General features: G+C 69.0%; 13 protein-coding genes. 6 read left to right on the top strand and 7 right to left on the bottom strand.

Annotated features, from left to right (window positions below):
* The 3 genes from K338_RS0117850 to K338_RS0117840 form a co-directional block, all read left to right on the top strand.
* Positions 1 to 303: IS5/IS1182 family transposase (locus tag K338_RS0117850; protein WP_022919527.1), on the top strand; the 303-nt coding region annotated here is incomplete at its 5' end.
* A gap of 22 nt (positions 304 to 325) precedes the next feature.
* Complete coding sequence (locus K338_RS0117845; RefSeq protein ID WP_281166626.1) at positions 326 to 1,786, top strand: glycosyl hydrolase family 28-related protein; 1,461 nt, start codon at positions 326 to 328, stop codon at positions 1,784 to 1,786.
* Between the two features lie 270 nt (positions 1,787 to 2,056).
* On the top strand, positions 2,057 to 3,280 hold the full coding sequence (locus K338_RS0117840; protein ID WP_022919525.1) for a DUF1593 domain-containing protein: 1,224 nt from the start codon (positions 2,057 to 2,059) through the stop codon (positions 3,278 to 3,280).
* Positions 3,281 to 3,352: 72 nt separating this feature from the next.
* On the opposite strand, the gene K338_RS25720 is transcribed toward K338_RS0117840, so the two are convergent.
* Together K338_RS25720 and K338_RS25900 are read right to left on the bottom strand one after the other, a co-directional pair.
* Positions 3,353 to 4,168: an RES domain-containing protein gene (locus tag K338_RS25720; RefSeq protein ID WP_169579585.1), complete on the bottom strand. Its 816-nt coding sequence runs from the start codon at positions 4,166 to 4,168 to the stop codon at positions 3,353 to 3,355.
* Positions 4,165 to 4,536, bottom strand: a complete 372-nt coding sequence (locus K338_RS25900; protein WP_022919523.1) for a hypothetical protein — start codon at positions 4,534 to 4,536, stop codon at positions 4,165 to 4,167. The genes K338_RS25720 and K338_RS25900 overlap by 4 nt, the downstream gene beginning before the upstream one ends.
* Before the next feature lie 359 nt (positions 4,537 to 4,895).
* Here K338_RS25900 and K338_RS0117825 point away from each other — a divergent pair, with 359 nt between their 5' ends.
* Positions 4,896 to 6,203, top strand: a complete 1,308-nt coding sequence (locus tag K338_RS0117825; protein ID WP_022919521.1) for an exo-beta-N-acetylmuramidase NamZ family protein — start codon at positions 4,896 to 4,898, stop codon at positions 6,201 to 6,203.
* Between the two features lie 66 nt (positions 6,204 to 6,269).
* On the opposite strand, the gene K338_RS0117820 is transcribed toward K338_RS0117825, so the two are convergent.
* The 5 genes from K338_RS0117820 to K338_RS23740 all read right to left on the bottom strand — a co-directional run bounded on the left by K338_RS0117820 (position 6,270) and on the right by K338_RS23740 (position 10,744).
* Positions 6,270 to 6,830, bottom strand: a complete 561-nt coding sequence (locus tag K338_RS0117820; protein WP_157612608.1) for a DUF7010 family protein — start codon at positions 6,828 to 6,830, stop codon at positions 6,270 to 6,272.
* Positions 6,831 to 6,924: 94 nt separating this feature from the next.
* Positions 6,925 to 7,917, bottom strand: a complete 993-nt coding sequence (locus K338_RS0117815; RefSeq protein WP_022919519.1) for an NADPH:quinone reductase — start codon at positions 7,915 to 7,917, stop codon at positions 6,925 to 6,927.
* 58 nt (positions 7,918 to 7,975) lie between these two features.
* Positions 7,976 to 9,055 carry an alpha/beta fold hydrolase gene (locus K338_RS0117810; RefSeq protein ID WP_022919518.1) on the bottom strand — a complete coding sequence of 360 codons (1,080 nt, stop codon included), beginning with the start codon at positions 9,053 to 9,055 and terminating at the stop codon, positions 7,976 to 7,978.
* A 79-nt stretch (positions 9,056 to 9,134) separates the two neighbouring features.
* Positions 9,135 to 9,665, bottom strand: coding sequence for a hypothetical protein (locus tag K338_RS0117805; protein ID WP_022919517.1), 531 nt, complete (start codon positions 9,663 to 9,665; stop codon positions 9,135 to 9,137).
* 152 nt (positions 9,666 to 9,817) lie between these two features.
* A complete protein-coding gene (locus K338_RS23740) occupies positions 9,818 to 10,744 on the bottom strand; it encodes an oxygenase MpaB family protein (protein WP_022919516.1) in 927 nt (308 codons plus the stop codon).
* Positions 10,745 to 10,926: 182 nt separating this feature from the next.
* Here K338_RS23740 and K338_RS0117795 point away from each other — a divergent pair, with 182 nt between their 5' ends.
* Together K338_RS0117795 and K338_RS23735 are read left to right on the top strand one after the other, a co-directional pair.
* The gene (locus K338_RS0117795) at positions 10,927 to 11,322 is read left to right on the top strand and encodes a DapH/DapD/GlmU-related protein (RefSeq protein ID WP_245543001.1); all 396 of its coding nucleotides are present in this window, start codon (positions 10,927 to 10,929) and stop codon (positions 11,320 to 11,322) included.
* A gap of 95 nt (positions 11,323 to 11,417) precedes the next feature.
* On the top strand, positions 11,418 to 11,906 hold the full coding sequence (locus K338_RS23735; protein WP_022919514.1) for a PH domain-containing protein: 489 nt from the start codon (positions 11,418 to 11,420) through the stop codon (positions 11,904 to 11,906).
* Positions 11,907 to 12,016: the final 110 nt, after the last annotated feature.

Genomic DNA, 12,016 nt, shown 5'->3' with positions numbered 1-12,016 from the left:
GATGCGGTGGTCGCGGACAAGGCCTACTCCTCGGGCAAGATCCGCAGGATGCTCGCCGCCCGGGGCATCAAGGCGGTGATCCCGCAGAAATCCGATGAGATCGCCTCCCGCAAGACCAAAGGCTCGCGCGGAGGTCGCCCGCCTGGCCTGGACCAGAGAACTTACGCCGGTCGCAACGTCGTCGAACGACAATTCGGCCTAGCCAAGCAATGGCGCGCCATCGCCACCCGCTACGACAAGCACGCCATCAGCTACCGAGCCGGCGTCGTCCTCTGCGCCGTCATCGCCTGGCTACGAAAATGAGAGACACGCCCTAGCTGGAGGAGTGGTCTGCCTCGATCCCGCGCTCCCCTCAGCCCGAGCGACGCCGCCCCCGCCGGGGTCAGCGCTAGAGGTTGACGTCACCGACCACGGCGCGGTCGCCGACGGGATGACCGATGACACGCCGGCTTTCCGGGGTGCGATGGCCGAGTTGGCGGCCGGAGGTGGCGGCACCTTAGTCGTGCCGGCCGGGACCTACCTGGTGAACGAGACGGTCCCACTGGCCAGTGACGTCCACATCACCTCAAACGGGGCGGTGCTTCGCAAAACGGCGGCACCGTCGGTTTACGCCTGGTTCACCAGCGTCTCCGGGAGCCAGCAAGGCTATGGGTCCGGCGCCCGCAACGTCCGGGTCGATGGCCTCACCTTCCAGGCCGACTACGAGCAGCCGTTCACTGCCTGCGCCTTCGCCCTGAATCATGCCCAGGACATCGTGGTCGAGAGGTGCCGCTTCATCCAGGCCCAGGGCAGCGGGCACACCTTCGATCTCAACGGTTGCCGCCGCATCACCATCCGCGACTGTGTGTTCGCTGGATTCCTGTCACGCCAGGCGTCCTCGGCGACCAGCGAGTGCATCCAGCTGGACCAGTCGATGCCGGGGTCACTGACACACCGGGACGAGGACGCAGGCATGGATGCGCTCTTCACCCGGGAGGTGTCGGTGTTGGACTGCGAGTTCCTGCCCCTGGAGGTCAACGGGGTGCGCTATCCGGCACCCAACCCGATCGGGGCTCATGCCGTCCGGGAGGGGCATCACTACAACGCGGTGGAGTTTCGCAGAAACCGCGTGGTCGATCCGATCGACTCCCCGTCCAGCCCGGAGCAGGACGAGGCCAATGTCCGCCCCTGGACGGGGACCATCCACTTCCCCGCCGTGCGCGGTCTGGTGGTGGCCGACAACGAGTTCGTGTGCACCGAACCACGTTCGACCCGGGCGATCTCGGTGGTTTCGGTCGACTACGGCGCCCTCGACACCCGCCCGCCCTTGCCTGATATCGAGCACGGCACCTTCGCCCCCAACGCCTCCGCTGATATCGAGATCCGCAACAACACATTCACCGGTTTCGCCCCGTCACCAGGCAACCCTGAGCAGTCGGTGATCTGGTTACGCGGCATCGAGGACGGTCACATCAGCGACGTGGTGATCGAAGACAACCAGTTCAGCCAGGGTCGCGATGCCGACGGTCGCGGCACCTGGGCCGTTCACGCCGAGCGGTGCCGACAGGTATGGGTGGCCGGAAACACCTTTGACGATTCCTGCGGAGCGATCGAGCTGGTCGCCACGAGCGAGTTCATGGTGCGGAAGAACACGATCTCCTCCGGCCCCAGTGACTCCTCGCTGCCTGCTGTCGTGGTCACGGACGGCTCCTCCCACGGCGTGGTTGTACACACCACCGCCTCCGGCTTCGATCCGGTGGTGGACACCACCGGGGCCGGTGACGACGTACGGCCGGGCGTGAACTGATACCCGGCTACTGGTGGGGCAAGCGTCGAACACCGAAGCCAACTCTCGAGCCAACGTGCTGCGACCTGTACGTCAGGTGGCGGAATGCAGCAATCCACCACTTCTATCCACCCGTGGTCGACGTCGACGACCGTGACGTTAGGCATTTGGCGATCTCTCGGCTGGATGGGAGGCGGCCATCACTGGTACGTGTCCAACCGGCCCAACGCCGGCCCGCGGATTAGGCTGAGGGGCCCTAGTCGCCCGCCACGAGAGGGACGCCGCCGGACGATGACCACCCCCGACCACCAGCGCCCGCGTGTGCTGGTCTCCACCGACATCGGCGGCACCGACCCGGACGACTTCCAGTCGATGGTGCACCTGCTGCTGTACGCGGACGTGCTCGACCTCGAGGGCCTGCTCTCCTCCCCGTACGGCGAGGGTCGGGCCGCAGACATCCACCGGGTGATCGACTGCTACGAGCACGACTTCGACCAGCTGCGCCGGCACGCCCACTACCCGCAGCCGGATGCGTTGCGCGCGCTGGTCAAGCAGGGCGCCATCGACCGGGCCGACCACCACGGGCGCACCGGCACCACCGAGGGCTCGGACTGGATCGTCCAGCGCGCGCGGGCCGAGGACGAGCGGGTGCTGGACGTGCTCGTCTGGGGCGGGCTGGACGATGTGGCCCAGGCGCTGCACGAGGCCCCGGACATCGCCGACCACCTGCGGGTGCACTACATCGGCGGCCCGAACACGATGTGGAGCGTCAACGCCTACCGCTACCTCGAGGCCCACCACCCCACGCTGGCGATGATCGAGTCCAACTCCACCTACCGCGGCTTCTTCGAACCCGACCGCGACGATCCCCGCCCGGTGGACAACGAGGCGTTCGTGCGTGAGCACGTGGCCGGCCACGGGGCCCTCGGCGACTTCTTCGCCGCTCAGCTGCCGCAGGTGAAGATGGGCGACTCACCCACCCTCACCTGGCTGCTGCACGGCGACCGGGTCCCGGACTCGCCCAGCTGGGGCGGGCGGTTCGTGCCGCTGTGGGCCGACCGACGCCGGCACTTCACCCGCCTGACCACGGCCGCGGACCAGGTGGAGGTCAACGCCGTCCTGGAGCTCACCCTGCCGCTGCCGGAGGGGTACGGGGCCAGCGATCGTACGCACCTGCTGGTCGATGGTCGCGAACAGGGCCCATGTCCCGACGGCGTCGCTCAGGCGGGCAGCATCACGTTCGCCTTGAGTGTGTATCGCCTGGGGGAGGTGCCCTACCGGGTGCGCAGCACCCATCCGGGCCTGGACGGCCTGGAGGGTGCCTTCACCAGCGTGCTACCGACGCCTGAGAAGGCCGCTGCCGCTTCGCCGGAGCACCCGCGGTGGTGGACCGACGACCCGGACCCGGCCCAGGCGATCGGACCCGCGCTCGGTGCCCGGTGGGTCAGCCGCTACCGCTCGGAGTTCCTCGGCGACTTCGCCCGGCGGCTGCAGCGATGTCTGCCGGGGTCCTGACCGGGTGCGTGCCTGGACTGGTGCTGGTCCGCCGCCCGACGTAGTGACGACCTCGACGCTGCGAGGTCGCGTCTATGTGCGGCTCCCCAGGACAGGTAGCTCATACAGTTCGGCCACGTACCGAAACGCTGGACCGTCGACATTGCGTTCTTCACGGAGTGCAGGGTCGTTAGCCGATGGGTCCAGGCCGTCGTCGGCCCGTCGATTCCAGAATGCCCAGCAGCGCCCGACCTCGGTCTTGGACCGGAACGAGATCCCCAACGGCAGAGATCCGTCCGCGAGGACGAGAGCCCGTACGTGTTCGGCGACCGTGGTAGTCAGAGCTCGATCGTCGCTGGCCAGCAGACCGGAGTGCAGCGCTGCGCCACCACGATAACCGAGCTGGTAGAGATCGACCGCCAGCGCCTCCGTGAGTGCAGCATGAGTCATGGGGTGGTCGATGGCTACCCACCATCCCTGCGTCGGCATCTCCGCTCGGTAGATCGAACGGTGCATCTGCCAGTCGCACGGTACGGCCCACGGCACATCCCGACCATTGTTCTGTGCTTCTGTCGTGACGGCCTCCAGGTACTCCTCGTAGGAGACGCCGGCAGCCTCGGCGTCGGGAGCGATGGCCACACGCGTCCGTCGGAACCCTTGGAGCACCTCCGCGAATGCCACCTCGGCGCTGTCGGCGAAATAGACGGTACGACCAAGTGTGTCGAAGCGGCCCCGATCCTCGATCACATCTGCCGGTAGTGGGCCGACATGGACGTTCTCTCGCGCGGAGTTCACTCCGCCGCTTCGGACATAGCGATCTTTCGTCACGCGATAGCCATCTTCGCCTCGGGCTGGCAGCAGGTAAACGCCAGTGCGCGTGCAGACCTGCCCGCCCGAGATCGTGCTCATGCGGCGTTGCTGGCGCTGAATGCCTCGGCGGCGCCGACGACCTCCTGTGTGCGCAGTTCTCGGATCGCGCTGACGGGAGTGGTCTCGCCAAGGTGCGGGTTCGCGCCCGTCAACCAGGCGAGCGCGATGTTGGGGCCCTCCTCGTCCTGGACCACCCGCCACACGCGGTAGCCCAGGCGTAGCCGGTCGACGAACCGCTGTTGCGGCGCGACGCCTTTCGCCCATTTGTAGGGCAACGTGCGAGAACCCGCGCCGGTCATCGCGGCCACCACGGTTGCGCCGACGTTCGCGTTGAGCTCGCGCACAAGGTCGTGTATGTCCAGCCGGATCGAGTCGGCGAAGGTATCGACGGTGTGCTTGGTAGCCATGTGGCCATCATCGCACTTCTGAGACAATCACGCTATCGGAATGAGACAGGAAAAGATACGCTCTTGCGACGGGTCGCGTAGGAGGTGGCGACCCTCCGGGATTCGCGACCATACGACGTGCGTACGAGAGCGGACAGTGCACGTAACCGTGCCCCGGTGAGCTCCGCCGTCGAAATCGCGACACATCTCGAGGAGACGGACCGTGGCGCACGTTGACAGCGCAAATGGCTTACGGCATCGTCAAGCAGCGGGTAGAGAAGTTGCATCGCGAGGTGGTGATGCGGCCGGTCGTAGCGGACCGGGCCCCCGCCGGACGAGGGAGCGTCCGGTAGGCCCCCAATGACGAGGAGTAGCTGACGATGAGTTCCCCAGTTTCCCGCCGCGGCATGCTGGCCGGTGCCGGTATCGGCGCCGCAGCAGTAGCCGCGAGCGTGCTGCCCGGTGCCAGCAGGGCCCACGCCGAACCGACGCCCAGCAGGGATGCCGCGGTGCTGCCCGGCGCCGATGTGGCCCACGCCGACGGCTGGCGGGTGTTCGAGGGTCGCCGGATCGGCATCATCACCAACCCGACCGGCATCATCGCCGACGGCCTGATCAGCATCGTGGACGCGATGCACGCCTCCGGTGCGGTGGACATCGGCGCGGTCTTCGGCCCGGAGCACGGCTTCCGCGGCACCGCCCAGGCCGGTGAGTCCGAAGGGACCTACGTCGACGAGCGCACCGGCATCACCGTCTACGACGCCTACGGCGCGGACGCGGCCAAGTTCGAGGAGTTCTACACCGAGTCCGGGGTGGACACGATCGTCTTCGACATCCAGGACGTCGGGGTGCGGTTCTACACCTACATCTGGACCATGTACGAGGCGATGATCGCCGCCGCCCGCACCGGCAAGGATTTCATCGTGCTGGACCGGCCCAACCCGGTCGGCGGCACCCCGCACGGGACGATGATGCGCGACGGGTACACCTCCGGCGTCGGCAAGGACAAGATCCTGCAGGCGCACGGGATGACCGTGGGCGAGGTCGCCCGCTACTTCAACGGCGAGCTGCTCGAGGAGGCCGGGGGAGCGACCCTGGAGGAGGTGCAGGTCGTGCAGGTGGCCGGCTGGGAGCCGAGCATGCTGTTCGCCGAGACCGGGCTGCCGTTCGTGATGCCCAGCCCGAACATGCCGACGGCGGAGACCGCCTTGCTCTACTACGGCACCGGGATGTTCGAGGCCACCAACATGTCCGAAGGGCGTGGCACCACCCGGCCGTTCGAGCTGATCGGCGCACCGTACGCCGACCACCGGTGGGCGGCCGAGCTGAACGAGCGCGGTCTACCGGGCGTGGAGTTCCGGGAGGCGTACTTCAACCCCACCTTCTCCAAGCACGAGGGGGAGGTGTGCGCCGGGGTCCAGGTGCACATCACCGACCCGCGCGAGGTGTCCTCGATCGACGTGGCCACGCACATGATGACTGCCGCCCGCGACCTGTACGACGACTTCACCTGGCGGGCCCTGGACGGTGACACCCCCGGGCGCTGGATCGGCCTGCTCACCGGCTCGGGCATGTTCCAGCGGCTGTTCGAGGGCGGGGTGTCCGCCGAGCGGATCATTGCCTCGTGGCGGGCCGACGAGTACTCCTTCGAGCGCAAGCGCCGCCCGTACCTGATCTACAGCAGGTGACCGGGAGCCTGCTGGCTGTCGCTGCGGTGGGGTGCTCTGGCAGGGCCCCACCGCGGTCGACGGCGCTCAGGCCGGTTGTGGAACTTCGTCGTGGCGTGAGGTGCGGTAGGAAAGGTAGAGGGGCAGCGCAGACACGAGCAGAACTGCCGCACCGACCCACCCGCTGACCTCGCGAAGGTTCGGGAGCCAGTACACCGCCACTGCGCCGATGGCGACGAGAACGCCTGCGATAGCCCCGAACAGCCACATCCCGTAGAGGGAGATGAACGGCAGGTAGTGCGCGCCGACGATGATGAGCGCCGCGGGGAAGAACAGGGACGGTTCGTAGGTCCCGAGCGCGATCGCCACGAGGAAGCCCAGGGGCACGGTCAGCGCTGCCTGCGTTGCCAGCGCGATCGACGGATGCCCCTTCGGTAGCGAGGCGGGGCCGCCCGCGATCTTCAGCACCAGCGTGGAGAGCGGGAAGATCAGCATGCCGCCGAAGAACAGCACCACCATCGCCGTTGCTGACGAGCCCCACTGGTAGACGGCAGCGGCCGCGGACCAGATCAGTGCCGAGACGAGCGGCCCAGCGAACCCTCCCCGATAGATGCGTCGGACATCTGCCTGCGCCTCCTTGACCTGCATGGCCCCACCATCGCACAGAGGATCGAAGGGCTCCGGTGCCTGCGCCCGCAGGAGTCCAGCGCTGCCCGATGCAGCCTTCGAGGCCCAGCGCAGGTCACGGCCGGACGAGGAGGCGTGCGCGCACGCTGCCGGCACGCATGCGCTCGAACGCGCCCGCCACGCCGTCGAGCTCGACCACCTCCGTCGCGCGGACGACGGGGGAATCCGTGGTGATGAGGTGGTTGACGGTGCGGGCGGCAGCGGCGAGCTCGTCGGCACTGAGACCGGACATGGCGAACCCGCGTATCGTCAGGTCCCGGGTGTAGAAGGCACCGACCGGTAGCTGTGCCCGGGTAGCCAGGCCCGCGGTGAGCAGCAGCGTGCCACGAGGCGCGAGCAGCTCGGTGGCCGCCGCCAGGTCGTAGTGGCCTGAGGTGTCCCAGAAGATGTCCACTCCCTCGGGGGCGGCTTCGTGCAGACGGTCATCGAGGTCCGCCTGACGGTAGTCCAGCACCTCCTGCGCGCCCAGAGCGGTGCACCAGGCCGCGTCCTCCACACGCGCCGTGGCGATCACACGCGCCCCGGCCCAGGAGGCGATCCGGATGGCCGCTGAGCCCACCCCACCGGCACCGCCGCCGATGAGCACCGTGTCGCCGATGCCGACCCGTGCCCGGTGCTGCAGACCGGTCGCGGCGGTGGCGCCGGTGTGCAGCACCGCCGCCGCAGCCAATGGGTCAGCGGCGGCCGGCAGCCGGTAGGTGCGGTCGGCGGGCACGAGCGCATACTCGGCCAGTGCGCCCTGGCGGCCGGCATAGCCCAGGCTGTTGGTCCACACCCGCTCACCCACGCGCAGGCTCCCGGCGCCCTCCCCGGCGGCCACGATCTCACCGACCAGGTCACGGCCCACGACGAACGGGAACGGCGTGGGCGTGGGGTAGGCACCGGTCACCACGAACACGTCGACATGGTTGACCTCGCTGGCGAGCACCCGCACGAGCACATCGGTGGGGCCCGGTGCCGGGACGGGAACCTGCTCGACGTGGATCGCGCTGGTGCTGCCCAGCTCGCGCACCACTGCAGCGCGCATGACCTCGGGGATCGGGCTCACTGGTCCTCCTCCCGACGGCGCGCCACCGGCCCTCTCGACGATACTCGCCGCTCGCGGGTCAGACCTGTGTGCCGAGCAGCTCCCCCAGGTGGGCGTCCACCTCGGCCAGGTAGCTGGGCTCGAAGCCGAACAGGCCGAAGTGTCCGGCGATCGAGTGCAGCACGCGCAGCTCGCTGCCCGGGGTGAGCTTCTGCTCGGCGGCGCAGTCCGCGGGCGGAAAGAACATGTCGCGGTCGATCGGCAGCACGAACATGCGCGCCGTGATCCGGCCCAGCGCCGCGGCCAGGTCACCGCCGGTGTTCCGGGCGACGTCTCCGCGCTGCCACTTCCAGCCCATCGCCAGCAGCGCGTTCGGGTCCATCGACTGGAACAGTGCACGGAAGAACCGGCCCTGGAAGTCCTCGAAGTCGCGCCACGGCTCCTCACCCTCCGGTGCGGGCACACCACGCCAGAACTCCGTCTTCCAGAAGTCGGTGGACAGGCCCATCACCGCCCAGATGTCCGCATGCCGACCCAGGCCGGCAGCCACCTCGGTGTGCGAGGAGTACTCGCCGCCGGCGAATCCCGGGTCGGAGGTGATCGCCTCCAGCAGGGTCTGGGTGAACAGGAAGTCGTGCGGAGTGTTCTGCGCGGTGCCGGCGATCGGCGCGGCTCGCAGCACCTTCTCCGGGAACCGCACCGCCCACTCCCAGGTCTGCTGAGCGCCCATCGAGCCACCGACCACCAGCGCGAGCGTCTCGATCCCGAAGACCTCCCGCAGCAGCTGCTCCTGGGCGCGCACGTCGTCACCGATGCGCACGTGCGGGAACTTCGACATCGCGATCGCCGGATCGCCGGTGTTGTGCGGTGAGGTGGACAGACCGTTGCCGATCTGGTTCACCACCACGATGAAGTACTTCGCCGGATCCAGCGCGCGACCGGGGCCGATGTAGACCTCCTCCCAGGTGGCGTGCGTGCCGGAGAACCAGGTCGGGATCAGGATCGCGTTGGACTTGTCGGCGTTCAGCGTGCCGTACGTGGCAACTGCGAGCTGCAGGTCTTCGATCACCCCGCCTTCTTCGAGCTCGAACCTCCCGATCGAGTGCAGCTGGTAGTCGCCTTGCATCTCGGCGGTGTAGAAAGCGTTCTCAAGCGGCATGGCTGGCCTCCTCGTCGATGGCGGATGGCTGCACTGTAGCCTTCCGCGGCAGGTCGAGGAGCGTGGGTTGAGCTCCGCATCACGCCGACGCCTCGAGCCGCCGCAGTCCCAGTGGTGGGCAACGGATCTCCCCGCCGGGGAAGCGGCCGGTCGGTTGGTCCAGGTGCACGATGGCGTTCTGCTGTGCCCAGCCGGTGAGCGTGCCGGTGGCACCGCGCATGTACATCGGCCGGATGTGCTCGGTGAGGCACACCCGGTCGCCGATGCGTAGTTCGGCGGCCGCCTGGTGGGAGGCATCCCGTCGGCGGTCCTGGTGCCGCTTGCTGATCGCCGCCTGCACCGTGCCCAGGTGCAGGTCGAGTGCGCCGGTGGTGATGAGCCCGACGATGACCTGGATCTGCGCATCGGCGGTGCTCGATGAGCCATCATCGCGCGCAGCGGCGCCAGCTCCAGGCGCTGTCAGCTGGGAGGTAGACGGTGCCGGGTCGGACCGGCCGGCTGCTGTCCGGGATCGGGTGCCCGGTGCGGGCACCGGGTTGCCGGCGGAGCGCGACCGCTGACCACCCGCTGACTGTGGCCGATTCTTGCGCCGACGCTTCTTCTTGCTCATCCCTCCAGCGTGCCGGAGCACCGGCCGCAGCCGCAGAGGGGGTGTGGATAACTCGACGACGGCACACCTGCATCGATCTCACCGAGACAAGGAGACAGCAGGAAGCCCAGAGGGCAGATGGGATGAGTTCCAGCAGGCAGTGAGCAGGAACCTCACACGGTCGATCGCACCACCGGCGCCACGCTGCCGTCCTGGTTGCGGATCTCGCTCGGGTCGCTGAGCGCCCAGCCCACGACGGCGGTCGCGGCCGTGCCCATCGGCTGCGCCACGTGGCGCATCACGCCAGCGTCGATACGCCGCAAGCGTCCCGGCAGGCGCAGGCCGAGCAGCTCGCGGGCGTACCCGGGCAGCAGCCCCACCGCACCAGCGGCGAGCATGCTTAATCCCGGCCGGGCCCCGAGTGGCAGCGGCGGCTCCTTGAGCAGGAACCGCACCACGTCCTTCGCGCCGGGGCTGGCCTCCAGCTCCGGGCGGAAGTCAGCCAGCTGGGCGTGCAGCTCGGTGACCGTGCGCGGCGGGTCGAGCACACCGAGCCGGGAGGCCACGTAGGCGGTCTCGTCCACGTACCGGTCCGCCTCGCCGGGCGTGAACGGGGCGCGGGAGTAGCGCTGGTAGGCGGCGAGGAAGCTGTCGATCTCCGCCACGTGCACCCAAGACAGCAGGTGCGGGTCCGTGGCGGCGTACGGGCGCCCGTCCCGGGCGGTGCCGACCACCATCTCGTGCACCCGGTTGATCTTGTCGATCATCTTCTCGGCGGAGGTGATCGGCCCGAACGTGGTCATCGCGATGAACTCGCTGGTGCGCTGCAGCCGCCCCCACGGATCGTCCCGATAGCCGGAGTGCTCCCCGACGCCGGCCATCGCCAACGGGTGCAGCGACTGCAGCAGCAGCGCCCGGATGCCGCCGACGTACATGGATGCATGCCCGTGCACCCGGCAGATCGGGTCACCGGCCCGGTGCCGGCGCTCCCCGGGCGCCAACCAGATCGCCGTGGAACGCTTCTCCGCCCTGGGTCCGGCGACCCGGGCGCGCAGCGACCGCGCGAGCCTGGCCCGGGTGGCGGCAACGGGGTTGATCATCCTTCGACGATAGCCCGGCGAAGCGCGCGATGGTTCACCAGACGATCACCCGATGACGTCCGGTGCTCGCACCCGCACGGGTGCCCAGGTCGTGGCTGACCGCTCGTTGCTCACGTCCGGGAATTATCGGACCCCCTCGATCGTTATGTCATTCAGGGAACATGGGGCCAGAAGAGAAAGGGGTGCCTGTGCGCAAGAAGAAGTACGAGGAGCTGGAGCTCGAGGACGGCACGATCGTGCGGTACCGCCGGCACGAGAACGGTGGCGGCATGGTCGCGATGCGTGCTGCCGTCGACCCGAGTGCACGGATCGAGGAGAACGCCTGGGTGGACCAGGACGCGACCGTGGGCGCCGACGCGCGCCTGGGCGCCAGCTGCTGGGTCGAGCCTGGTGCACGGATCGGCGCGGGCGCCTACCTGGCGACCGCCGTCCGGGTGGGCCCGGGCGCGCTCGTGGGTGAGCGGGCCCGTATCGGCAGCCGCTCGCACATCGGTGCCGGCGCCCGAGTGCGCCACGGCGCCGTGATCAGCCCGGATGCCGAGATCCAGGCAGCAGTGCACGACTCCCGCGCCGCATGAGCACCCGCCGGAGGCGCTGAGCTCCCGCACCGCCCGGGTGCGGGAGCCGGCGTCCGCACCTACGCTGGGCGGCAATCGAGGCTGAGGGGTGCGTGATGGGCTCCGGTGCGGCTGATCCATCAGACCGGCAACAAGGCTCCGACCCGGACGCGCTCTATGCGCCGTTCCGGTCCCGGGCCACCCGGATCGTCTCGATCGTGGTGATCGTGGCGATCGTCGCCGGCTGGGTGGTTTTCGTGCCGCTCACCAACCGGTTCGACCAGCCGCCGCGGAACTTCCAGATCTCCACCGCCGCCCTGGCCCTGGTGTTCTGCGTGTTCCTGCACCTGGTCGGCAGCGTGGCGGCGTTCCCCTCCCGGGACGGGCTGCGGGTGCGCAACATCCTCGGCACCAGGTGGCTGGACTGGGAACAGATCGTCTCGGTGCGCTTCGGTGAGCGGGACTGGGTGCAGCTGGACCTGTCCGATGGCCGAGTGTTGTCGGTGCTGGCGATCCAGCAGGTCGACGGCGAACGCGCCCGGGCGGCCGCACGTCGCCTGGCCACGTTGGTCGCCGAGGCCGAGCACCCCTCTGGTGATCGGTAGCTCCGCTGCCGATCGCGCGCCGACAGCGCTGCGCAGTGCCGCTACGGCCTCGCCGCCGACCTCCTCGGACGGATCGGGCTCGTAGCCCTCGAACCGGGCTGCAAGCTCGT

Origin of the sequence: Ruania albidiflava DSM 18029 (genome assembly GCF_000421225.1) — a bacterium.
Classification (GTDB): domain Bacteria; phylum Actinomycetota; class Actinomycetes; order Actinomycetales; family Beutenbergiaceae; genus Ruania; species Ruania albidiflava.
This window is presented reverse-complemented; position numbering and strand designations above follow the sequence as displayed.